A 23,423-nucleotide genomic window follows, 5' to 3' on the forward strand; every position below is an offset into this window, starting at 1 on the left:
GGCGCGACGGGCAGATTTATGCAAACTCTCGATTCACTGATTAACGCCATTCCCGCTCCCGACCACGAGGCCGCCCTGCGCGCCCGGCGGCATATCGACGGCCTGCTGAAGCCCACCGGCAGCCTTGGGCGGCTTGAAGATTTGGCGGTGCAGCTGGCGGCGATGCCAGGCTTTGGGGGGCGTCCCGATGTGTCGCAAAAAGCGATTGTGGTGATGTGCGCCGACCACGGCGTTTACGAAGAGCAGATAACCGTGTCGCCGCAGGCGATCACCGCCATTCAGGCGCTGAACATGATGCAAAACCACACTGGCGTCTGCGTACTTGCGGCGAATGTCGGCGCGAAAGTGCACGTGGTGGATATTGGCATCGACTGCGAGCCGCTGGCGGGCATCGCCTCGCTTAAGGTGGCGCGCGGCACCGGCAATATCGCCCGCGGCCCGGCGATGCGGCGTGAGGTGGCGGAACAGTTGCTGCTGGCGAGCGCAAACCACGCTCGCGAACTGGCGGCGCAGGGCGTGCGGCTGTTCGGCGTGGGGGAGCTCGGCATGGGCAACACCACGCCCGCCGCCGCTATCATCAGCGTACTGGCAAACCGCGACCCGGAGACCGTAGTGGGCATTGGCGCTAACTACCCGCAGGAGAGGCTGCATCATAAAGTCGAGGTGGTGCGCCGGGCAATTGCAGTCAACCAGCCGGACGCGCGCGACGGCGTGGAGGTGTTGGCGAAAGTGGGTGGGTTTGACCTGCTCGGCATGGCGGGCGTCATGCTCGGCGCGGCCTCGTGTGGGCTGCCGGTGGTGCTGGACGGTTTTCTCTCGTATGCCTCGGCGCTCGCCGCCTGCCGCATTGCGCCCGCGCTGCATGACTACTTAATTCCTTCCCATCTGTCGGCGGAAAAAGGGGCGCAAATCGCGCTTGATGAGCTTAAGCTCACGCCTTATCTCAATATGGATATGCGCCTTGGCGAAGGCAGCGGCGCGGCGCTGGCGATGCACCTGGTGGACGCCGCCTGCGCGGTATACGACAACATGGGCACGCTCGCCGGCAGCAACATTGTGTTGCCGGGTTAGCTTGCCAACACTTGCTTAAGCGCCACGATCAGCGCCGCGTTGGCCTCACGGGATTTCACGGCGACGCGATAGTAGCGGGCGTCGAGCCCCGGGTAGTTGGCGCAGCTGCGGATTAAAATGCGCTTTGCCAGCAGCGCGGCCTGTAAGTCCAGCCCGGGCGCGTCGCAGCGTAAAAAGAGGTAGTTGGCCGCGCCCGGCCAGACCGTTATCCCCGCAAGCTTCGCCAGTTCTGCATAAAGCCAGGGACGCTCGCGGTTGAGCCATGCAAAAGTGGCGGCGAGGTATTCGCTATCTGCAAACAGCACTTCGCCCGCCAGCGCGGCGAAAGCGTTGATGCTCCAGGGTTCGCGGCGGGCGCGAAGGGCGGCGACCGCCTGCTCGTCGGCGCAGGCCAGATAACCGAGCCGCAGGCCGGGAATGGCGAAGAACTTAGTCAGCGAGCGCAGCACCCAGACGTGAGGACATTCCGCCAGCACGGGGATAAGCCCCGGCGCCTGCGGTACGAAATCCAGAAACGCTTCATCGACAATCAGCGTGATGCCACGCTCACCGCAACGCTTCACAATCGCCTTGATCAGCGCGTCATCGGGCAACAGGCCGGTGGGGTTATTGGGCGTGCAGAGAAACAGGCAGTCGAGGTCGGGCGTCAGCGCCTCAAAAAACGCTTCGTCAATTTGCCAGCCGTTCGCTTCCGTCAGCGGATAATCGATAATATCGCAGCCCACTTTTTGCAGGGCGCGGCGATATTCAGCAAACCCGGGCGTCACCAGCAGCGCCCGGCGAGGCGCAAGCCATGCCGCGAGCGCGAATATCAGCTCCGTCTCGCCGTTGCCCGCCAGCACCCACGAGAGAGGAATGCGGTGGTGAGCCGCCAGCCGCGCATGCAGCGCCTGGTACTCCACGTCCGGGTAGCGCTCCGCCAGCGCAAGGTTATCGACAATCGCCTGTCGCAGCGAGCCGGGCATGCCGAGCGGGTTGATATTGGCGCTGAAGTCGAGCAGCTCCGCTTCATCAACGCCGTAAAGCGCCGCCGCCTCGCGGGTGTTGCCGCCGTGCTGGCTGGAAAGTAAGCCCATAATGCGTTCCGGTAAGGGGTTTTCGCCAGTGTAGCCTTAAGGAAGCCGCGCGGAAAAGTGGCTTAATTGGCGGGATGAACTACCCTCCATGCAGGGACTGCCTCTGGCGCACTGAACGGGAGAAAGTATGCTTGTGCTGTGGAATACGCTTATCGTCATCACGACATTTTGCCTGATGGAGATAGTGGCGACGCTTGCCCATAAATACATCATGCACGGCTGGGGATGGGGCTGGCACCGTTCGCACCACGAGCCGCGCCACGGCTGGTTTGAGGTCAACGATCTCTACGCGGTGGTGTTCGCGCTGCTCGCCATCGTGCTGATCGCGTTGGGAACGGCGGGCTGGTGGCCGTTGCAATGGCTTGGCGCAGGCATGACGCTCTACGGGTTATTCTATTTCCTCGTGCACGACGGGCTGGTGCACCGCCGCTGGCCGTTTAACTACATTCCGCGCCGCGGCTACCTTAAGCGGCTTTACCAGGCGCACCGGCTGCACCATGCGGTGAATGGCAAAGAGGGGTGCGTCTCCTTCGGTTTTCTCTACGCGGCGAAGCCGGAAGCGTTGCAGGCGGAGTTGCGCCGCCGTCACGGACGCAAACCTAAAGCGGACGCCGCCAGAGCCCGGCGGGACGGGAAACCTGTCGCGCAGAGCGAGAGCCGAGCGCAAGACCTGCCGCCGAAATCAGCAGAGTGAGTTTTCTGGCTTTGCTGGTGCCCTGCCGCCGGTCCCAGGCCCGCGGCCCCGCTTTCACCACGTTCACGCCAATTTCCCGGTACACGCTGCGGGCGGTGGCGATGGCCCACGCCGAGCGCAGCGGCAGCGCGCCCAGGCCCGCTTTCGCCGAGCGGTAATAAGGCTCCGCTTCTTCCACCAGACGGCGGGCAATCAAGGCAAGCCGTTGCCGGTTCTCCGGCGCGGCGAAATTCTGCTGCGTCAGCCCCGCGTCGTGCAGCCAGCGGGCGGGCAGGTAGCAGCGCCCGTTCCGGGCGTCCTCCACAATATCGCGCGCAATGTTGGTAAGCTGGAACGCCAGCCCCAGGTCGCAGGCCTGGTCCAGCGCCGCCTCGTCGCGCACGCCCATCACCCGCGCCATCATCAGCCCCACGACGCCCGCTACGTGGTAGCAGTAGCGCAGCGTGTCTTCAATCGTTTCGTAACGCTCGCCGCGCACGTCCATGGCGAAGCCTTCGATGTGGTCCAGCGCTTGCCGCTCGGGAATGGCGTGGGCAAGCGCTACCTCCTGAAAGGCGGCGAAGGCCGGGTCGCTCATCCGCTCGCCCCGGTAAGCGCGACGGGTCAGGCGCTGGAGTTCCGCCAGGCGCTGTTCAATGCTCGCCTCTGCGACGGCGCCTGAGGCGAACCCCAGCGTCTGGTCGTCTATCACGTCATCGCAGTGGCGGCACCAGGTATAGAGCATCAGCACGCTGCGGCGGGTTTCGGCGTCGAACAGCTTCGCCGCCGTGTTAAAGCTTTTTGAGCCCGCCGCCATGGTCTGGGTGGCGTGGTTTAATAGCGGTTGATTCATTTCGCCAGCGCCTCCAGCATGAGCCCCGCCGTGGCTTTCGCCGAGCCGATCACGCCGGGCACGCCAGCGCCCGGATGGGTGCCTGCGCCAACGAGGTAAAGGTTGGCGAAGTGCGCGTCGCGGTTGTGTGGGCGAAACCAGGCGCTCTGGGTCAGCAGCGGCTCAATGGAAAAGGCGGAGCCTACATGGGCGTCGAGCTGGTCGCGAAAATCAAACGGCGTAAAGATGCGGTGCGTCACCAGCTGGTCGCGCAGGCCTGGCATGTAGCGCTGCTCCAGGTAATCGAAAATACGCTCGCGCAGGCGCGGGCCTTCCACCGCCCAGTCGATGTCGGCGCGGCCCAGGTGCGGCACCGGCGCCAGCACGTAATAGCTGCCGCAGCCAGGCGGCGCGAGAGAAGGGTCAGTTACGCAGGGGGCGTGCAGATAAAGCGAGAAATCATCGGCCAGCCGGTCGCTGTTAAAAATTTCATGAATCAGCGCTTTATAACGCGGGCCGAAACAGACGGTGTGGTGCGCAAGCTGGGTATGCTGTTTATTGAGGCCGAAATAGAGCACGAACAGCGAGTTGCTCATCCGCTTGCGCTTAAGCTTGTTGGCGCGCTGCGCCCCGGCGGGGTGGTGGCCGAGCAGCTTCTGGTAGGTATTGATAACGTCAGCGTTAGACGCGACGGCTGAGGCCGGGAAGGTGCGGCCATCCTCCAGCGTCACGCCAGTCACCCGCGAACCGGCAGCCTCGATGCGTTTTACCTTCGCGTTCAGCACCAGTTCGCCGCCGAGATCTTCAAACAGGCGCACCAGCCCCTGCACCAGCGCGCCGGTGCCGCCGCGGGCGAACCAGACGCCCCATTCCCGCTCCAGCGCGTGGATAAGCGTGTAGATAGAGGAGGTAGCGAAGGGGTTGCCGCCCACCAGCAGCGAATGAAACGAGAACGCCTGGCGTAAATAGTCATCTTCGATAAACTTCGATACCACGCCATACACGCTGCGCCAGGCCTGAAGCCGCGCCAGCTGCGGGCCCGCTTTCATCATGTCGCGAAACGAGAGAAACGGCACCGTGCCAAGCTTCAGGTAGCCCTCTTTAAACACCGCCTGCGAATAGGCGAGAAACTGGCGGTAACCTTCCACATCCTTTGGATTAAAGCGCGTAATTTGCGCCTCAAGCTTCTGCTGGTCGTTGTCGTAATCCAGCACCTTGCCCGACTCCCAGCAGAGGCGATAAAAGGGCGTGACCGGCAGCAACTCAACATAATCGGCCATCTTTTTGCCCGCCAGCGTGAAGAGCTCTTCTATCGCGCTCGGGTCGGTGATGACCGTCGGGCCGGCGTCGAATTTGAATCCCTGGTCTTCGTAGACGTAGGCGCGTCCGCCGGGCTTGTCGCGCTGCTCCAGCAACAGCGTGGGGATGCCCGCCGCCTGTAGCCGGATGGCTAACGCCAGGCCGCCAAAACCGGCGCCTATCACAATTGTCTTTTCCATTATCGTCCTCATCGTCCTCGTTGCCGCAGCGGTTGTTTAAGTATCGCCAGCATCGCCTCACCGACGGGCACCGGCGGTTTGCCGCTGAGAAGGCGCGCCATATCGGCGGGCGTGAGCCGCCCGGCGTAAAAGCGGGCGATAAGCCCGTCGCTCAGGCCATAAAAACGCGCCATCACCCGCCAGCGTTGCTCAGGCCGCCCGGCGAGAAACAGCATGCGGTTAAGCAGTCGAAAGAAGCGTTGCCGCCGCCACTGCTTCTGCGCGTGGCTGGCGATAAGCGCGTAAAGCGAGGGGTGCGAAAAATCGGTTTGCCAGGCGAGCAGGTCGGCAAGCTGCGCCGACTGCGGCAATGAATAGCCCGTCGTGGCGTGAAACAGCCCGGCGCGCAGGCCGCTGCAGGGCTGGCCCGCTTTGCTGCGCCAGAAAGCGCGAGGGTTGCCGGCAAGCGTAATGGGCAGGCAGCCGCGCTCCTCCCGTTGCAGGCTCTCCAGCCGCCAGCCCTGGGCGGCGGCATAGGCGTGAATATTGGCCCGCGCCTGCGCCTGGTTTATCTCCGGGTGGTCGGTGTAGTACGTGTCTTCAATCAACAGCGTGTCAGGCGAAAGCGGCAGGGTATAGACGAAGCGATAACCCTGCTGCTGGTCGACCGTGGCGTCCATCAGGATGGGGTGCTCAAGGCCGTGGGGGGCTGAGAGCCGCCACTGCTGGCCGATAAACGCCTGGTAACCGCAAGCGATATGGTCATCCAGCAGCGGGCCGCGGCCGTCGATAACCGCGCGGGCGGTGAGCCGCTCGCCGTTATCCAGCGCCACTTCGTCGGGCGCCACGCGAATAACCGATACGTTGCAGCGCAGCGCCGCGTGAAGCTTCTGGCGAAGCTGATGGGCGAAATGGTCGGAAGTGATAGTCAGGTAGCCGCCCGGCAGCGTGCGCTCACGGTCAGGAAAGCGCACGTCGTAACCCTGCCAGCGGTGCGCCACCAGCGGCGAGATCCAGGCGAGCTGCTCCGGCGTGAGGTCCTGTTCGTGGAAAGACCAGGTGTGGTTGCCGCCCGCCTGCGGCCCGGCTTCGAGCAGCAAGACCTTAAGGTGCGGCTGGCGCTGGTGAAGACGCCAGGCGATAAGCCCGTTCGCCAGTCCCGCGCCCACCAGAATCACATCCCATTGCGGCTTCATAGCGTCTCCTTCGTACCGCCCAGCGCCGCTTCGGTGAGCGTGGCGGCAAGCGTCACGCCGCCTGCGCGCTTCAGATCCTCGCGAACCTCGGCGAGCCGCTGACGGTAGCGCGGCTCCGTCAGCACCTTTTGCAGCTGGCGGGCAAGCGTGTCGCGGGTGGCGAAGCGGGAAACGCGCTCGCCAATGCCGCTGTAGACGACCCGCGCCGCCACGCCAGGTTGATCGAAGGCTATCGGCAGCGCGAGGATAGGCGTATTGCCCGTCACCGCATCCAGCACGGTATTAAAGCCGCCGTGGGTGATAACGGCCTGCGCTTCGCGAATGATGGCGGGCTGATCGGCGAAATCGACCACCTGGCTTGCGCCGAGCGCGCGCAGCTTCTCCTCCTGCGCGGCGGTCAGCCCGCCGCAATGGGCTATCACCAGCTCTGCGCCAAGCCGCCGACAGGCGCGGGTTATTTTTTTAAACAGCCCGAAACGGTGGCCCTGAAGCGTACCCAGCGAGGCGAAGACTAGCGGCGCGGCGGCGCGTCGCGCCTCTGACGGTTCGCTCGCGGCGGGCGGGCGCAGCGGCCCAACGGCGTGAAAACAGGCCGGCAACCGCTGTCGGGGAAAATCGAGCGACGGCAGCGTCTGGCTGATTTGCGCCCGGGGCGACAGCCATTCATGCAGCCCGCGCCGCGGCGCAAGGCCCAGCTCTTCGGCATGGCGCGCCAGCACCGCATTCTGGCGGCGCATCATCCAGTCGTGGATGCGTTCGCTCGCCTGATAGGTGCGGCGCGCCCGCTCGCTGGCGGCATAATCAAAAGGCATTACCGGTAGCGGCAGCCCCGGCTCGCGATTTACCGGCAGGGCGCAGGCGACCGAGACAAACGGCAGCCCGGCGGCTTCCGCCGCCAGCGCGCCCGCAGGCTCCATCTGGTCGACAATCAGTCCGTCCACCTCCAGCGTTTTTAGCGCGTCGGGCAGCTCCCGGCAGAGCATGTCGGTAATGCCCGCCAGGTTGTTGATAAGGCGAAAGAGCGAGAGGCCGTTCGGCCGCGCCAGCAGGCGCAGCGATCGCGGCAGGCTGCCGGGGCCGTGCGTATGTTCGCCCACGGCGTAAAAGGCGAGACGCGGGTCGCCCAGCAGGGGGCGCGCCTCGCTCTGATGAATAAAGGTGATGCGATGGCCACGCTCCACAAGCGCGACGGCCAGCGCCTCCAGCGCCTTCACGTGGCTGTAAAAGGGCGGGGCGATAACGGCGTAATGGCTCATGCGTCCCGCGATACCGCAATCAGCGGCGCGGCGCGCAGCGCCACCAGGTCCGCGCTGCCGGTACAAAAACAGGTTACCCGCAGCTGTTCAATCAGCACCTCGAAATGGTCGATAACGGCTTGCGCCGAAGTGTTGGCGCTGCCGAGCACCGCCGCCGCCTGGCCCACCAGATGGGCGCCGAGACGCAGCGCCTTAGCGGCCTCGATGCCGTTGGTAATACCGCCGGAGGCGATAAGCGGGGTATCGGGCAGCGCGTCGTGCAGGTCGCGCAGCGCCTGCGCAGTGGGAATGCCCCAGTCGGCAAACGCCATGGCGATGGCCCGCTGGCGCGGGGTGGCGGCGCGTTCGCCCTCCACCGCAGCCCAGCTGGTGCCGCCTGCGCCCGCAACGTCCAGCATCGCGACGCCCGCATCGACCAGCTGTTTGGCGACCGGCAGCGAAAGCCCGGCGCCGACCTCTTTCACCACCACCGGCACGCCAAGCGCGTCGACCGTCTGGCGAATGGCCGCCAGCACCCCGCGCCAATCGCGGTCGCCGCCGTTTTGCAGGGCTTCCTGAAGCGGGTTGAGGTGAATAATCAGCGCGTCCGCTTCAATCATCTCCACCGCCCGGCGCGCGTAAGCCACGCCGCCGGGGCCTGCGATTTGCGCTGCCCCGAGGTTCGCCAGCAGCGGGATATCCGGCGCGACGCGGCGCAGCTCGCCCGTCAGGCCAAAATCGTTCTGCGCTTCCAGCGCCACGCGCTGCGAGCCAACGCCCATCGCCAGCCCCAGCGTTTGCGCCGCCTGGGCCAGATGCTGGTTGATATGCTGCGCCCGCTGCGCGCCGCCGGTCATGGAGCTAATCAGCACCGGCGCCTTCAGCGTTTTGCCAAACAGCATGGTTTCAAGATTAACGCTGTCGAGATCGAGTTCCGGCAGGGCGCAGTGTTCAAAGCGCCAGCGTTCCAGGCCGGTGGTCGCTTTGTTGGTCGCCCGCAAGGGGTCAAGAACGATATCCAGATGATCGTTCTTGCGTTGGATGAGTTCTTCCTTCATGACTGCTCCGGTAGGGTTACGTCGTTATTATCATGACTGAGCGGCATAGTTTACCGCTGGCAGAGCGGAGGAGCCGTCATAAAGGCAGGGTGAACCGCCAGCTGCTGGTTGAACCAGCTGTGCATAAACTGCTGGGTCGCCGCGCCATGGCTGCAAACAAACGCCAGATGCTCGTCGGCGCGGCGCAGGTGTTCGCGCAGGCGCTGGTGCACGCGGTCGTTGCCAAGCACGGAGACCAGCGTGGATTTCCCTGCATCTTTGTTCATGTCCTTACCGGTGGTGGCGAGGCCGTCGATAAGGTCGTCAAGCAACTGAAACGCCTGGCCGAAATCAAGCGCGAAGCTGCGAAGGCGGTTGCGCGCCGCGACGGAGGCGTTGGCGGCGATGGCCGCTAACTGCAACGAGGCGCTGAACAGCACGCCGGTTTTAAGATCGTTAGTGGTGTGAATCGCCTCGGTGCTGCGCGGCTCACAGCCTTCACGCAGGTCCTGATACTGCCCTTTCACCAGCCCCTGAGTGCCGACGGCTGCGGAAAGTTCGCTCACCGCCTGGGCGCGTCCGGCGTCTGACAATCCTTCTGCCGACGAGACCACGCCGAACGCCTTGCTGAGCAGCGCGACCGCGGCGAGGATGGCCACGTTCTCGCCAAATTTGCGGTGAATAGTCGGGCGACCGCGGCGCATCGCGGCGTTATCCATACAGGGGATATCGTCAAGCGTCAGCGAGGCGGCGTGGATCATCTCTACGGCGCAGGCGAGGTCGAGCAGGCCGGGATGGGCGGGCGCGCAGCCTAAATCGCGCGCCGCCAGCAGCATCAGAAGAGGGCGGATGCGTTTGCCTGGCGCAAGCGTCGCGTCGCGCATCGCTTGCGTCACCAGATCGTTTTCTTCCGTCTGCGGCAGCAGCGAATCCAGACGGTTTTCAATAGTTTTGCGCATACTCTGCAGTTCGCAGTCATGGCGTAAGGCTTCGTCGGGGGTGCCTGTCATCGTCGCGGCTCCTGAACTGAGGCATGGCTGTGGTTATGTCCATAAACGTAGTCGCAAGCTTGTACAATTTCCATTTTCCTGGATAACTTTACTGCCCGAAGCCGCTGAACTTTAATGAGAAAGTGCCAGCTAATGTGGGGGTATCAGTCTCTGTCCGTTTGCGCAAAAGCTTTTTCTGGCAGGTGAGAACGTTACAACGCCGGGCGGCGCGGCCGCAGCGAGGACTGGCGGACAATTAATTCGCCTTCCACTTTCATGATTTTATCCAGCAGCGGTTGCCGTCGGGTCAGGGTTAACAGGGTGGTGAGCGCCATTTTTCCCATCTCCCGATAAGATAAATCCACCGTGCTGAGTTCCGGAATTAATTCTGGCGACAGGCTCTGGTTATTGTAGCCAATCACGGCAATATCATGCGGAATGCGCAATCCCTTTGAGAGGATCGCCTGATAACAGCCCAGGGCAATATAATCGCTGCTGCAAAAAATGGCTTCCGGCGGCGGTGAAAAAGCGAGTAAATCCAGCGTCTTTTGATAAGCGGATTTTGGCGAAGGGCCGGTCGCCTGAATATAGCGATCGTCCGGGAAAATATCGTGGTTAATTAACGCCTGACGGTAGCCGTAAATACGATCGTTAGCCGTTTGATCTTCCCCGGTAAGAATAGCGATGCGTTGATAACCCTGCTGGAGCAAATGGCGGGTGGCTTTATAGGCGCCGATTTTATCGGCGGGTAAAATACAGGGAAGATCGGGACGCTCTGGGCAATAGCCGTTCAGCAACACCACGGGAATAGAGAGATTGGCGAACAAGGGCGGCAGCAGCGCGGTGAAGCAGGAGGCGAATATCAGCCCCTGATAGCCGCCGCGGCGGATTTCCTCTTCCAGCGCCGCACAGTGCGCCGGCTCGTTTTTCATATCAAAAATAGCCAGTAGCTTGTTGTGCTGCCACGCCGCCTGCTGGGCGGAGTAGATGGCTTCGCTGAACGGTTCGCTGTTAATTAATCCGTTAAAGATAAACGCGATTTTGTCTATGGCGCTGACGCGGGCCAACGCTTTATGCACGTAACCCATTTCCCGGGCGATGCGCGCAACTTTCTCCCGCGTCGCTTCCGAAAGCTTTACGCTCTGCGAACCGTTTAAAATAAGGGAAACGGTAGATTGCGACACGCCGGAGCGTGCCGCAATATGGCGCATAGTGACTTTAGTTTTTTGACTCATAGTTTACGGGCGGCGACAAAAATGCATCTTTTTAATAGTAGCACCCGCTTATTACGCCTGTTTTTAAAATAGCTTCGCTATTAACCGCTTACGGTTATTTTACTGCGCCCCGGTGAAGCAGTTTCGGGGCGCTTAATTTATTGAAATAACGTGCTTTAATTCAGCGCAAAAATAATGTGCTGTGGATCTGGTTTATTTACAGGAGTGCTGGTAATTTATCCAGTAGCTAATATATTAGCTAATAAGGTCTTTCTTGAGGAGGCCTGCATCATGCGTAAGTGGTCTGTAGAAAAAGCGTGGAACTGGCATGCGCAACAGGGATGGCTGCGCGGGTTCAACTACCTGCCGCGCACGGCGGTGAACTGGACAGAAATGTGGCAGCGGGAGACGTTCGACCCGGCCTGCATCGCCCAGGAGCTGCAGTGGGCCAAAGCCATCGGCTTTAACAGTCTGCGCACCAACCTGCCTTTTATTGTCTGGGAGCACGATCGCGACGGGCTTATCGACCGCATCGGCCAGTTCCTTGAAATTTGTCACCAGAACGACATCCGCGTGATGCTGACGCTGATGGACGACTGCGGTTTTTCCGGCGAACATCCGTTCCTCGGCCAGCAAAAGCTGCCGGTGCCCGGCGTGCACAACAGCCAGGCGGCGGCAAGCCCGGGGCGCAACATCGTGATGCAGCCTGCGCTGTGGGGGCTGGTTGAGCGCTATATCAAAGATATCGTCGGCCATTTCGGCCAGCACAAGACGCTTATCGTCTGGGACCTTTATAACGAGCCCACCAACCGTATGATCTTCACGCCGTCCGGGCAGACCACCTTTGACCCGGCGCTGGAGCGGCGCAGCCATCGCCTGATGGTGCTGGCGTTCCGCTGGGCGCGGGAGATGAAGCCGCAGCAGCCGTTAACCGTCGGCGCCTGGCATATCGCCGCAGGCCAGGACCCGGCGCTGCCGGTCTATTCGCACCCGACGGACCAGCGCGCGCTGGCGCTCTCGGACATTATTTCGTTCCACGCCTACGTGCCGCTGGCGCAGCTTCACCAGGCCATTGCTTACCTGCGACAGTTTAAGCGCCCCTTGCTGTGCACCGAATGGATGGCGCGCCATGCGGCCTCGATAATGCACGAACAGCTGCCGCTGTTTAAAGCGCAGGGCATCGGCTGCTGGCAGTGGGGGCTGGTAAAAGGGCGCACCCAGACCTGGCTGCCGTGGCCTGGCCTTGCCACCGTTGACGCCAGCGCGCCGCCCCGCTGGTTTCACGACCTGCTGGATGAAACCGGCGCGGCCTTTGATGAAACGGAAACGGCGCTGATTAAACAGCTGGCGGCTGAAGGCGGCTAAGCGGGCGCTTCGCCGCGATTCCTCACGCCGTTCAGAAAATAAAAAAGCGTTGCTGCAGGTGAAGGCGGAAAGGCGAGAAGGGAAATAATGACGGCGCGAGATTAATAAGATAATGAACAGACACGGCGGTTTTTTTAGCGCTGAAGGCTCCTGCGGACAAATATAAAAAGGCGGCGAGGTTATATTTCCTTGCATGCTTTTCTGTTACAGGAGTTTTTAATGCGCTTCATGCATATGCGTATTGCGAGACCGGTCGCCAACCCGGAAGCCGCCTTTCAGTGTTATTCCCGCGGCCTGGGCTTTGAGCGCCTTGGGGAGTTTACCGACCATGATGGCTTTAGCGGCATTATGATGGGGCATGCCGCGTTGCCATGGCATATTGAATTAACCACCTGCCTGCGCCACCCCGTTAAACCTGCGCCCACAGAAGAAGATTTACTGGTGTTCTATTACCCGGAGAGGGCCGCGTGGCAGCGCGTATGCGAAGAACTCGAAGAGACCGGTTTTACGCCCGTCGCCTCTTTCAATCCGTACTGGGATAAAAACGGGAAAACTTTTGTCGACCCTGACGGTTACCGCCTCGTGATTCAAAACCAGTGCTGGCCGCAGAAATAGCCTGGTTTTTATTTCCTTATTCCATCACCTCAGGTAGAAAATGAGCAGAAGGGCGTTATTGTGTTGATGCCTGAAAAAGCCCCCCTTCAGGGAAAAATGAAAAGGACTGCAATGAATAAAGATAACCTAATCACCTTGTTCCGGTACAAACGTTGGGCGGACGCTGAAACGCTGGCAGCGATTAGCCGGGTTGAAGAAAATTACAAAGAAAAACGCCATTTAATGCTCAGGCTGATGAACCATATCTACGTGGTCGACAGAATTTTTACCGCCAACCTTTCTGGTCAGGCTCATGGTTATACTGCGCTGAACACGCCGGAAACGCCTGACTGCGCTACGCTGAAAGCGGCTATGGCGGACGCAACGGAGGGGTTTATTGATTACATTACAGCCCTGCCCGAAACAACATTGATGGATACCGTCCGCTTTCGTTTTGTTGATGGCGGGGCGGGCGAAATGAAAATAATCGACATGCTTAATCATGTGCTTTTTCACGGCATTTATCACCGCGGCGCCGTGGGCTGGCTGCTTTCAGAAGCGAAGCAAACGCCGCCAAAAGATGTAATGACGGTTTTCCTGAGAGATCACAACTAAACTTTTCCGCCTCTGCGGCGGCTTAAAAGTAAATCAACGGCATGGCTGCGCTTTTCAAAACGCGGCCCGGCCTGCAGGATAAATAGTGCTGAATAAGATAATAAACGGGTCAGCTACGCCATGAGCAAAACGCAACTTCGGTTACTCTACTTTATCACCGTGATTATTTATGTTGTTCTTATTCCCTGGCTGATGTTTCATTTCATCCCGCCGGTTTATCTGGTGCTGCTGGGCTTTCTGGTTAGCTTTGGGCAGACGTTTGATCTGATGCTTTCGCTGCTGGTTTTTATGGCGCTCTTTTCCGCGGGGCTCGCTTGCCTGACGGTTTATATGTTTAAGCAATGGTATGCCTCTTCACGCCCTGAGAAATAGGCGCTGGCGAATGGAGATGGCGCGCCTGCCATCTCCCGTATGTTTGTTATTGCATTTTCCTTTCGCTGTTAAAGTAGCCTTACAAATTTCTGGGGTAGGAATTTGAGTTACTTCTTGCTGTTAAAAGAATAAATAACCTCAATCATTATCAGCGCCCTGAAATTACCTGCCTCGTCAATATTGTAATAAAAACCGTTTAGGGGAAATGAAGGGGCTGCTTGTATTTGTATATTCATGCGGATTATAAGTTAAGGTTAATCATAAGAGAAAATTAAATTGTTCCGGTTTTACGTGGTGAAAATAGAATGTGTTGCAAAAGATAATTCCTGGATTTATAGGGCTGGGTTTATCCCTTGTAGCATCCTGAAACAAAGCGAGGGTTAGCGAAATATAAATCATGCGCTGCGTCATTTTTTAAGGGCCTTATCAGTATTAGTATCCCAAAATACTTTTTCATAAGGTTGTCACTGACTTATCAGGCGTCCTTTTTAATTATAGGAATATTCGCGGTGCGTCGGCCTTCTGGTTCCTGTGGAAAACAAAAGTCTATACCTTGTATTAATGCGCAGCTGGCGCCCGCCAAAACGTATATTGATAGTGCCGGGGTAACGCGGGAAGGCCGCAGCATATATGAGCATTGTCTTATTGTTGGTTTTGTCGCCAAAGAAATTATAAAAAACTTTCCGGCAGCTATTGTTGATGCTTTATTCCCATCCGGAAGTGCGCTGGTGGCGGCATGTCATGATGTCGGCAAACTTTCTCCTGTTTTCTATCTACGGTTACAAATCGCGCTGAACCGTGCTTCATTGCCAATGGTGCAAGAGTTGCTCGCAATTTTGGGATGTGATGTCAACGAGCCTTCACTTCGCGAATTTGAACAACAGTGGGGTGGCCATGCCGGTGTTAGCGCTATCACTCTTGCGGCGATAACAAAAGATACGCATATCAGCGCCATCGTTGGTCAGCATCACGGCCGTAAAGTCTTTATTGAACGTTATCCGGCGCATAGTCAGGTGTTAGGTTCAGAAATATGGCAGCGTGAACGCACCGCACTGGTTTTGTCATTACAGCAGGCAATGCATGAACCCTGGCCAGAAATAAAAAGTTTTGCGCAGCGGCAGTTATTGTCTGGATTGACAACAGTCGCCGACTGGATTGGTTCTGGGCGCGGGTTCGACAATCCTGACATACCGTGGCGACAACAAATTCCACCAGCGTTGAATGCGGCGGGAATAAGGCCCGTTACTTATCGTTCTGGGCTGGAATTTGGTGATATTTTCCAGGATGAAGCGGGTCGTCCTTATCAGCCTAATGAAATACAACGGGCTTTTAGCGAGGCAGTAAAAGTCCCCGGCGTTTATGTACTGGAAGCGCCGATGGGAATGGGGAAAACAGAGGCGGCGCTTTACGCTGCCGGTAATTTGCTGGCGGCAGGTCATGCCCGTGGCGTTTATTTTGCCCTTCCCACTCAACTTACCTCTGACAAAATCTATCAGCGCTTCAGCTTATGGCTGCAAACGATTCTGTCGCCAGATAATGAGCTTCGCTATGCACTGCTATTACATGGTAAATCTCATCTACAGAATCAGATGATGGGGGAGGATGCGAAACCCGGCGGGAGCTGGTTTGATTCACGCAAACGAGGCTTACTGGCTCCTTTTGCGGTAGGAACGCTTGATCAAGCGTTAATGGCTGTTATGAACGTTAAGCACGGCTTTGTCAGAGCTTTTGGCCTGGCTGGCAAGGTGGTTATCTTTGATGAAGTTCATAGCTACGATGCCTATACCAGCCTTATTTTGACGCATCTGATTCACATGCTGCGTGAACTGCAATGCACCGTCATCATTCTGAGTGCAACGCTCACACAAAAACAGCGCGCTGTATTACTGGCTACAGAGCATTGTGGAAGCGAAGCATATCCGCTCATCTCAGCGATGCCTTTTTCATCACAGCAGCTAACGAGCCTGCCATTAACACCCCCACCGTCCCGCCGTGTCATGCTCCATTACTCTTCCACCGAGCTTGCGATAGAAGAAGCGCTGCGGCGCGCGGAGCAAGGACAGCAGGTGCTGTGGATAGAAAATACAGTGGCTGAAGCTCAGGAATGCTTTGCCACGCTGGCTTCTCGCTGTAAGGCGATGGGGCTGGAGTGCGGTTTATTGCATTCACGCTTTACCCTTCACCACAGGACGCTTAATGAAGAACGCTGGGTTAGCTTGTATGGCAAAGGGGGATGGCAGGAACGAACGGCGTCAGGCAGGGTGCTCATTGGTACTCAGGTGCTGGAGCAATCCATTGATATTGATGCTGATTTTCTGGTAACGCGTTTTGCGCCGACAGATTTACTGATGCAGCGACTGGGGCGTTTATGGCGACATGAGCGAACGCCTCGCCCAGCCTGCGCTCGCCGTGAAGCCTGGCTTCTGGCTCCTGAAACAAAACTCGCCATCTCTTCCCCTTATCTGGCTTTTGGCGCCAGCGCCTGGGTTTACGCGCCTTATATCCTTTGTCGAACGCTGGAAGTCTGGCGTTCGCGCCATCACGTCGACCTGCCCACAGACATACGCCCTTTGCTGGAGGCGACCTATCGCGAACGTCCGGAGACGGAACCGATGAGCTTTTGGCTGCATGAACTGCTTGAAGGCAAAAAAACGCATCCCGTACGGAAAGGTATTGTGGAACTGGAACAACATGCGCGCCTGACGCTTTCCAGCAACTCCGTTACGCAACCGGAAAGCCGCGCCCGAACGCGCTACAGCGAGCAGGATAACGCTTCATTCTTACTGCTGCGTGAAGCGACACGCGATACCCGGAACAAGCTCACCCGTGTGCGGTTGCTCAACGGCGACTGGCACGATATCCCCTGGCAAAAACAGCGGCTGGAAGAGGCCGAATGGCGGGAGCTTGCTCTTGAGCTGGAGAAACAACGCGTATCGCTACCGCACCGCCAGCGCCCGGAAGATAACGCTGACAATGGGTTATGGGAGTATGGCCTGAAACATGTGTTTTACCCGGGTAACAGGGCGGAAGGCGAAGAGCCTGAATTGCAGGTGGTCATCGTTGAAGAGGCAGGCGATTTACGAGGCGTTGACGGCGCGTTCCTTATGGGGCGCTACCGTTACCGATATCAGCAAGAAACAGGACTTCGCATTATGAAAAAGGAGTAATGAAAAATGGAGGAAGCGGTAAACCGTTTTAACTTGATAGACGAACCCTGGATTCCGGTTGCAAATGAAGGGCGAGTCAGCCTGAAAAGGGTGTTTAGCGACCCGGAATTAAAGGCGCTGGGAGGCGATGCGGTACAAAAAATTGCGTTGATGAAACTTTTGCAGGCCATTTGTCAGGCTGCCGCAACGCCAGAAAATAATACGCAATGGCAGCAAACAGGGCCGGATGGATTATGCAAAAAGGTGCTGGCCTACCTGAACCGCTGGCGTGATAGCTTCTGGCTCTATGGCAACACCCCGTTTTTACAGATGCCAGAAATTAAAAGAGCGGAGCTCAAGCCGTTCGGTACGGTACTGCCGGCGGTATCGACAGGTAATACGACGGTGCTTACGCAAAGCCAGACTGAGAAGCCGTTGAGTGATGCCGATAAAGCGCTCTTGTTGATAGTACAGATGAGTATGGCGCTGGGAGGAAAGAAAACGGACAACCGCGTTGTGCTTTCACAGGGGTACACAGGAAAAACCAACGAAAAAGGCAAACCAGCGACTGGAAAAGCGGGGTCTGCACTCGGGTTTATGGGGATGATGCACCATTTCTGCCTGGGAGCGAATCTTCAACAAACGTGCTGGCTGAATCTTTTCACACAACAGGATATCGCTGCGTTAACGCAATATCCGGCCGGGCTTGGGGTGGCGCCCTGGGAAGCGATGCCCGAAGGTGAAAATTGTGCGCGGGCTAAAGCGTTAAAGCAAAGCCTGATGGGCAGATTGGTGCCGATGGGCCGTTTTTGCCTGCTGACGGAAAGCGGGCTGCATTACAGCGAGGGAATAAGCCATAGCGGGTACAAGGAAGGGCTGTACGACCCCTCCCTGCTTGTTAATAAAAAAGGGAAAGAACTCAAGGTCCTGTGGGCAGACCCGGCGCGTCGCCCCTGGCGTGAATTACCTTCGTTACTCACGGTCGCTCTTGCGCAGCAATCTGAGTGGGAATGTGAACAGCTCCATTTCGCCATTTCAAAAGCTTGTCGTGAGCAATTGCAATTTGGCGTGTGGTCCGGCGGTCTGCGGGTTAGCAGCAATGCCGGAGAGCAATTTCTCACGGGTACTGACGACGTTGTCGAGTCATTACTGTGGATCGAGCCCGATCTTTTTGGCGAATCCTGGTTCAACCATTTTAAAGGCGAAATGCTGGCGCTTGATGGACTGGCAAAACGTCTGTTCGGTTGTGTCAGCGGCTGGTACCGGGAAATGAAAGTGGACGCCAAATCTATTGCACCGCAGGCAACGGAGCTCTTCTGGCAACGTTGCGAGCAGCAGGCGCAGGCGTTGTTGGATGGCTGTATGGATGCGGATCAGCGGCAGCGATTACGCCATCAGTTTGCGGCCTTTCTGTATCAGACTTTTGACCATTTTTGCCCCAGTCAGACCGCCAGGCAACTTGACGCCTGGGCGAAAACACGCCCCAACCTGGCGGATTACCTTAAAAACGCCAGCCTCGCTAAGGAGAGCATATGAGTACCCTGACAGAGCCGCAAACACGCAGCGGCGCGTTTATTCACTATCTCTTTGAACATTGTCAGCATGACAAAGGGTTCGCCGCACGTCTGAGGCGCGCCAGCAACCCCGCCACGGAATACCAGAGTTGGGAAATTCTGGGACGTTTCGGCATTAACCTCGAAAACGATGCGGAGCGCCGCGTCTATGGCCTGGTTTCGGCGGCGCTGGCAAACAGTCGCGCTCAGACAAATGGCTCGCTGAGGCTTGGTCAGGCTGTTGCTCTGAGTTTCCCGGACGGGAGCAACAGCGACCAGGCGAAGGCGCGTTTACGACGGCTGCTCGCCTGTGAAAGCGTGGAAGAAGTATGCCGTATTCTCAGACCGCTGTTATCGCTTATCCAGAGCCGGGTTTCCCAGCCACTGGATTACGAGAATTTGCTGAACGATTTGCTCTTTTTCAACCGCGGCGGGGAGCGTGTCCGGGCACGCTGGGCGCAGCAGTTCTACGCGAGTGAGCCGAAGGGGGAGGGCGCAAAATGACGCTTTATATTAGCGCGCTGCGCCTTGATGCCCGCGCTTGCCGCCACTTGAAAATCACTGACGGTTATAGCCTTCACCGGGTGGTGTACAGCTTGTTTAACGACGTACGTTCAGATGAGCAAAAGCAGCATTCGGCGGCGAGCGGTTTCCAGTGGGCAGATAAAGGCGGCGATAGCCTGGGCAGACGTCTGATTTTGTTGTCTGACCGTCCACCGGTTTCCCCTGAAATGGGCGAACTGGAAACGCGGATATTGCCCGAGGAATTTCTGAAACATAGCCATTATCGCTTCACTGTCTGCATGAATCCCACCCTGCGAAATAAACAGACCGGCAAACTAACGCCGGTGCGTGGTCGGGAAGCGATAAGCGCATGGTTTTGCAGTAGAGCGGAGAAATGGGGTTTCCGTGTCGAGCCGCAGCATATACAGGTGGACAGCATTAACGTGCTGCGTTTTACGGCCGGGGATAAAAAAACCGTGACGTTGCAGCAAGCCACGGTAAGCGGGCGACTTACCGTTACGCAGGCAGAACATTTTCAACACGCTTTTACCAGAGGGATTGGTCGTGGGCGCGCATTTGGTTGCGGCTTGCTGCAAATCACTCCGCTACCTGAATTACCTTTTTTTAACTGAACAAGGATTTGTTATGAACAACACCCATATTGAGTTTCACATTCTGCAATCTTTTCCTGTTACTTGCTTAAATCGTGACGACGTTGGCGCGCCGAAGAGCGCTATTGTCGGGGGCGTTTCTCGCGCTCGCGTCAGCTCTCAGTGCTGGAAGCGGCAGGTGCGTTTAGCGCTACACACATTTGGTGTAAAGCTTGGCGTGCGAACAAAAAAGGTTAAGGAACTGATCCACCCTCACTGCATCGCGTTGGGCGCATCGCAGGAACAGGCCGACGCGTGCGCCGGAAAAATAGCCGAGCTGTTGTCGGACGACACGCTGCTGTTCATCAGCGAGAGCGAAGCGGCCGCGTTTGCCGCACTTGCGCAGGCAAACGCGTTTGACGCCGGGAAAATGACTATAAAAGAGCTGACGAAAGCGGCGAAGAAAATCCTTAACCCCAACCTGGACGCGCTGGATATCGCATTATTCGGCCGCATGGTGGCAAAAGCGGCGGAGATGAATGTTGAAGCGGCATCTTCATTCAGCCACGCTATTTCCACTCATAAAGTCAGTAATGAAGTGGAATTCTTCACCGCGCTGGATGACAGGCAGGAAGAGTCAGGATCGGCGCATATGGGAAGCCTGGAGTTTAATGCCGCTACCTATTATCGCTATATCAGCCTTGACCTCGGGCAACTGGCTCAGACGCTTGGGTCAGATGAATCGCCCGCCAGTCAGGAACAACTGCGCAAAGCGGTTGCAACCTTTACGAAAGCGCTGTTCGTCGCTCAGCCTGCTGCACGCCAGACCACACAGTCTGGTGCCAGCCCCTGGGAGTACGCCAGGGTGCTGGTGCGTCAGGGGCAGCGTTTACAGGCGCCGTTTGAGACGCCCGTAAAAGCCGAACAAGGCGGATATCTGCAGCCCAGTATTCGTGAACTGCAGGCCTGGCTTAATAAGAAAGAAAAACTCAGCGGTTCGTTGTTTGGCAAGCGTGGCGATTACGAATGGGGGCTTGATGAAAATTATTCCATCGATGCGCTGATTGACGACCTGCAGCGTCATGTGGAGTAAGCCATGAATGAGCATTACTTGCTCCTCTGGCTGGAGGGCCCATTACAAAGCTGGGGGCACGACTCCCGCTTTGGTCGCCGTGATACGCTGCCTTTCCCTACGATGTCCGGTGTTTGCGGGCTGCTTTGCGCGGCGCTGGGCGCAGGCGGTGAGCAGCGGGAACTGTTGGCCTCGCTCACGCAAGGAGAATGGTATGTCCGTGCGCTGGCGCGACACGATCTCCCTCCGTCTGCGCCGCTCCGTGATTTCCACATGGTGGGCAGCGGCTATGATGAAAGCGACCCGTGGCAGCTCTTGCTCATTCCCAAAACGAATGAGGGGAAAAAACCGGTGGGCGGCGGGACCAAAATGACCTACCGCTACTATCTCCAGGACCAGGCTTTCGCCGTTATTGTCGCGCTTGAAGAGACGTTAGCTAAGCGCCTTGCCGGCGTGCTTGCCGACCCGGTCTGGACGCTGTCGCTGGGGCGCAAGAGCTGTGCGCCGACGGAACTCATCGGCCAGGGCGTTTATGCGGACAGGCAGCAGGCGCTGGCGCACTGCGATGCGCTGATGCAGGAGAAAAATCGTCATCTGCATTTTGAAGTGATTTGCGGCGCGGCGCCTGAAAACGGAGAGGTGCTGACGCTGAACGATGTGCCGTTACAGTTTGGCACGGATAAGCGCTACCGGGACAGGCAGGTCACGCTGGTTTATGCATAGGAGATGCGGGCTACGGAAACGTAGCCCGCTTATTCAGGGAGGAACGATGGCGCAAGGTCAAAGGTTGTTTGTCAAAATTACCCGGGAGTCTTTACCGCAGGTAAAAGATAAATATCCATTTATCTATCTGGAGCGCGGGCGGCTGGAAATTGACGACAGCAGTCTTAAATGGCTGGATGCCGAAGGCAATGTGGTTCGATTGCCAGTAGCCACGCTCAACACATTATTATTAGGCCCCGGAACCTCTATTACTCACGAAGCGGTAAAAACAGCGGCGGCGGCCAACTGCTCGCTTTGCTGGGTGGGTGAAGATAGCCTGTTATTTTATGCCGCCGGTTTTCAGCCGACGGCCGATAGCCGTAATTTCCGGCGTCAGATGGAATTGGCATGCGATAAAAAACGCGCGCTTGAGATTGCGCGTGCGATGTTCGCGAGACGTTTTCCGGATGCCGAACTGACGGACAAAAGCCTGAAAGAGATGATGGGCATGGAGGGCAACCGGGTTCGCGCGTTGTATCAGGAAAAAGCGCAACAGTACGGCGTTGGCTGGAAAGGCAGGCAATTTGTACCCAACAAGTTTGAGCTTAGCGACACCACAAACCAGATCCTGACTTCGGCCAATGCGGCCCTTTACGGCATTCTCTGTTCCGCTATTCACGCTATGGGCTACTCTGCGCATATCGGGTTTATCCATACGGGCTCGCCGTTGCCGTTTATCTATGATCTGGCCGATCTCTATAAAGCAGAGCTTTCCATTGATTTGGCTTTTGCGCTGAATAAAGAGATGGCGGGGCAATATGATAAACACCTGCTGGCGAAACGCTTTCGTGAGCGGGTTATCGCCATGGATCTTCTCTCTGTGGTCGCCAGAGACATTACGCAGTTACTGGGAGAGCGGAAGAGATGATAGTGGTTGTGGCAAATAACCTTCCGCCTGCCGTACGCGGACGTATGAAGCTGTGGTTTGTTGAGCCGAGAGCCAATGTGTTCGTTTCAGGCGTTAAGGACGCAGTCGCGTGTCATGTGGTGGAGTATCTGTTAAGCCACTGCTCTGCTCATGCAGGCGGGATTATTTTTAAAAGCCTTTCTGAGCCGCCGGGTTATGAGATTCGAACTATCGGGATGCCCGATAGAGATCTTTGTGAAATATCCGGCTTACAGCTGGTGATTGAAAAATTATTAAAATCTGAATAGTTGCCAAAACCACACTATCCAGGTCGCAACTGATGTTCTTTAACAATATATTGGTGTCTTCTCCACGCCCGTGGAGGTGTTTCTTTTGACGTTCTGAAACGCATTATTTCAGACTCGTCTTCTCCACGCCCGTGGAGGTGTTTCCAATCTGCGCAGAAGATACAGAAACATGGTCTGGTCTTCTCCACGCCCGTGGAGGTGTTTCTCGTGTTTGCGTGGGTTGACGAACAGAGCGAGGGTCTTCTCCACGCCCGTGGAGGTGTTTCTCATCGACGAGAAGGGAAAATCAGCGGGGGAGAGTCTTCTCCACGCCCGTGGAGGTGTTTCCGCCGCCAGCGACGGTCTTACCAAAATCGTTCGGTCTTCTCCACGCCCGTGGAGGTGTTTCTCCGTCACGCGTATATTTATGCCCGTTCGCTTGGTCTTCTCCACGCCCGTGGAGGTGTTTCTCACTACCGCTCAGGTGCGGGATTTGTGCGACAGTCTTCTCCACGCCCGTGGAGGTGTTTCTACCGCAAAGCGCGGGAGCGGGCGGAGCCTGATGTCTTCTCCACGCCCGTGGAGGTGTTTCTGGCGTTGGTGGGCGGGATGTCGTTATTGAGCGGTCTTCTCCACGCCCGTGGAGGTGTTTCTAATTGAGGGATAAATAGATATTGAGAGATAAAGTCTTCTCCACGCCCGTGGAGGTGTTTCTACTCCAGGCGGCCGGGGGGCGGGAGAACGGTAGTCTTCTCCACGCCCGTGGAGGTGTTTCCAAGGAAGTCACTCACAGCGTGAATCGCAGCTCGTCTTCTCCACGCCCGTGGAGGTGTTTCTCTGCTGTTCAGTAAGCCGGCGGGCGGCATACGGTCTTCTCCACGCCCGTGGAGGTGTTTCCGCGCCGGTGATTATCGA

The 23,423-nt window shown here is 57.7% G+C and carries 22 protein-coding genes and 1 CRISPR repeat array (1 of these 23 only partly in view); of the genes, 14 read left to right on the forward strand and 8 right to left on the reverse strand.

What is annotated here, in order from left to right:
- Positions 1-18 precede the first annotated feature (18 nt).
- On the forward strand, positions 19-1,071 hold the full coding sequence (gene cobT / locus MT962_RS10955; RefSeq protein ID WP_024560752.1) for a nicotinate-nucleotide--dimethylbenzimidazole phosphoribosyltransferase: 1,053 nt from the start codon (positions 19-21) through the stop codon (positions 1,069-1,071).
- Here the strand turns inward: cobT and cobD are convergent.
- Complete coding sequence (gene cobD, locus MT962_RS10960; RefSeq protein WP_247365592.1) at positions 1,068-2,147, reverse strand: threonine-phosphate decarboxylase CobD; 1,080 nt, start codon at positions 2,145-2,147, stop codon at positions 1,068-1,070. The genes cobT and cobD overlap by 4 nt on opposite strands.
- 127 nt (positions 2,148-2,274) lie before the next feature.
- Here cobD and MT962_RS10965 point away from each other — a divergent pair, with 127 nt between their 5' ends.
- On the forward strand, positions 2,275-2,841 hold the full coding sequence (locus tag MT962_RS10965; protein WP_024559002.1) for a sterol desaturase family protein: 567 nt from the start codon (positions 2,275-2,277) through the stop codon (positions 2,839-2,841).
- Here the strand turns inward: MT962_RS10965 and crtB are convergent.
- The 7 genes from crtB to MT962_RS11000 form a co-directional block, all read right to left on the reverse strand.
- Entirely contained in the window at positions 2,747-3,673 is a 927-nt protein-coding gene (crtB, locus tag MT962_RS10970) for a 15-cis-phytoene synthase CrtB (RefSeq protein WP_024559003.1), read from the reverse strand. The two genes, MT962_RS10965 and crtB, sit on opposite strands and share 95 nt — an antisense overlap.
- Complete coding sequence (locus MT962_RS10975) at positions 3,670-5,151, reverse strand: phytoene desaturase (RefSeq protein ID WP_024559004.1); 1,482 nt, start codon at positions 5,149-5,151, stop codon at positions 3,670-3,672. The genes crtB and MT962_RS10975 overlap by 4 nt, the downstream gene beginning before the upstream one ends.
- An 8-nt stretch (positions 5,152-5,159) precedes the next feature.
- Positions 5,160-6,326 (reverse strand): lycopene beta-cyclase CrtY, encoded by a 1,167-nt coding sequence (gene crtY, locus MT962_RS10980; RefSeq protein WP_188723818.1) that lies wholly within the window; start codon positions 6,324-6,326, stop codon positions 5,160-5,162.
- On the reverse strand, positions 6,323-7,582 hold the full coding sequence (locus MT962_RS10985; protein ID WP_024559006.1) for a glycosyltransferase: 1,260 nt from the start codon (positions 7,580-7,582) through the stop codon (positions 6,323-6,325). The genes crtY and MT962_RS10985 overlap by 4 nt, the downstream gene beginning before the upstream one ends.
- On the reverse strand, positions 7,579-8,619 hold the full coding sequence (fni, locus tag MT962_RS10990) for a type 2 isopentenyl-diphosphate Delta-isomerase (RefSeq protein ID WP_188723819.1): 1,041 nt from the start codon (positions 8,617-8,619) through the stop codon (positions 7,579-7,581). The genes MT962_RS10985 and fni overlap by 4 nt, the downstream gene beginning before the upstream one ends.
- 50 nt (positions 8,620-8,669) lie before the next feature.
- Positions 8,670-9,557, reverse strand: coding sequence for a polyprenyl synthetase family protein (locus MT962_RS10995; RefSeq protein ID WP_229701846.1), 888 nt, complete (start codon positions 9,555-9,557; stop codon positions 8,670-8,672).
- Between the two features lie 242 nt (positions 9,558-9,799).
- Complete coding sequence (locus MT962_RS11000; RefSeq protein WP_024558885.1) at positions 9,800-10,822, reverse strand: LacI family DNA-binding transcriptional regulator; 1,023 nt, start codon at positions 10,820-10,822, stop codon at positions 9,800-9,802.
- Positions 10,823-11,092: 270 nt separating this feature from the next.
- Here MT962_RS11000 and MT962_RS11005 point away from each other — a divergent pair, with 270 nt between their 5' ends.
- The 12 genes from MT962_RS11005 to cas2e all read left to right on the forward strand — a co-directional run bounded on the left by MT962_RS11005 (position 11,093) and on the right by cas2e (position 22,529).
- Positions 11,093-12,166, forward strand: coding sequence for a cellulase family glycosylhydrolase (locus tag MT962_RS11005; RefSeq protein ID WP_024558886.1), 1,074 nt, complete (start codon positions 11,093-11,095; stop codon positions 12,164-12,166).
- A 219-nt stretch (positions 12,167-12,385) separates the two neighbouring features.
- Positions 12,386-12,781 (forward strand): VOC family protein, encoded by a 396-nt coding sequence (locus tag MT962_RS11010; protein ID WP_024560539.1) that lies wholly within the window; start codon positions 12,386-12,388, stop codon positions 12,779-12,781.
- A 111-nt stretch (positions 12,782-12,892) separates the two neighbouring features.
- Entirely contained in the window at positions 12,893-13,375 is a 483-nt protein-coding gene (locus MT962_RS11015; protein ID WP_247365772.1) for a DinB family protein, read from the forward strand.
- A gap of 120 nt (positions 13,376-13,495) precedes the next feature.
- A complete protein-coding gene (locus MT962_RS11020; protein ID WP_024558890.1) occupies positions 13,496-13,747 on the forward strand; it encodes a hypothetical protein in 252 nt (83 codons plus the stop codon).
- A gap of 509 nt (positions 13,748-14,256) precedes the next feature.
- Positions 14,257-16,914, forward strand: coding sequence for a CRISPR-associated helicase Cas3' (gene cas3 / locus MT962_RS11025; protein ID WP_247365593.1), 2,658 nt, complete (start codon positions 14,257-14,259; stop codon positions 16,912-16,914).
- Positions 16,915-16,920: 6 nt separating this feature from the next.
- Positions 16,921-18,429, forward strand: a complete 1,509-nt coding sequence (casA, locus tag MT962_RS11030) for a type I-E CRISPR-associated protein Cse1/CasA (protein ID WP_024560542.1) — start codon at positions 16,921-16,923, stop codon at positions 18,427-18,429.
- Complete coding sequence (casB, locus tag MT962_RS11035; RefSeq protein ID WP_247365594.1) at positions 18,426-18,950, forward strand: type I-E CRISPR-associated protein Cse2/CasB; 525 nt, start codon at positions 18,426-18,428, stop codon at positions 18,948-18,950. The genes casA and casB overlap by 4 nt, the downstream gene beginning before the upstream one ends.
- Positions 18,947-19,582 (forward strand): type I-E CRISPR-associated protein Cas6/Cse3/CasE, encoded by a 636-nt coding sequence (gene cas6e, locus MT962_RS11040; protein ID WP_247365595.1) that lies wholly within the window; start codon positions 18,947-18,949, stop codon positions 19,580-19,582. The genes casB and cas6e overlap by 4 nt, the downstream gene beginning before the upstream one ends.
- 13 nt (positions 19,583-19,595) lie before the next feature.
- Positions 19,596-20,633: a type I-E CRISPR-associated protein Cas7/Cse4/CasC gene (cas7e, locus tag MT962_RS11045; protein WP_247365596.1), complete on the forward strand. Its 1,038-nt coding sequence runs from the start codon at positions 19,596-19,598 to the stop codon at positions 20,631-20,633.
- A gap of 3 nt (positions 20,634-20,636) precedes the next feature.
- Complete coding sequence (gene cas5e, locus MT962_RS11050) at positions 20,637-21,335, forward strand: type I-E CRISPR-associated protein Cas5/CasD (RefSeq protein ID WP_247365597.1); 699 nt, start codon at positions 20,637-20,639, stop codon at positions 21,333-21,335.
- 46 nt (positions 21,336-21,381) lie between these two features.
- Positions 21,382-22,242, forward strand: coding sequence for a type I-E CRISPR-associated endonuclease Cas1e (gene cas1e / locus MT962_RS11055; RefSeq protein ID WP_024558897.1), 861 nt, complete (start codon positions 21,382-21,384; stop codon positions 22,240-22,242).
- Positions 22,239-22,529 carry a type I-E CRISPR-associated endoribonuclease Cas2e gene (cas2e, locus tag MT962_RS11060; protein ID WP_247365598.1) on the forward strand — a complete coding sequence of 97 codons (291 nt, stop codon included), beginning with the start codon at positions 22,239-22,241 and terminating at the stop codon, positions 22,527-22,529. Before cas1e ends, cas2e begins: the two co-directional genes overlap by 4 nt.
- Positions 22,530-22,584: 55 nt before the next feature.
- A CRISPR array of direct repeats spans positions 22,585-23,423; the repeat unit is 28 nt; unit sequence GTCTTCTCCACGCCCGTGGAGGTGTTTC (it continues 3,643 nt past the right edge of the window).

Source organism: Franconibacter sp. IITDAS19 (assembly GCF_023079515.1).
Lineage (GTDB): Bacteria > Pseudomonadota > Gammaproteobacteria > Enterobacterales > Enterobacteriaceae > Franconibacter > Franconibacter pulveris.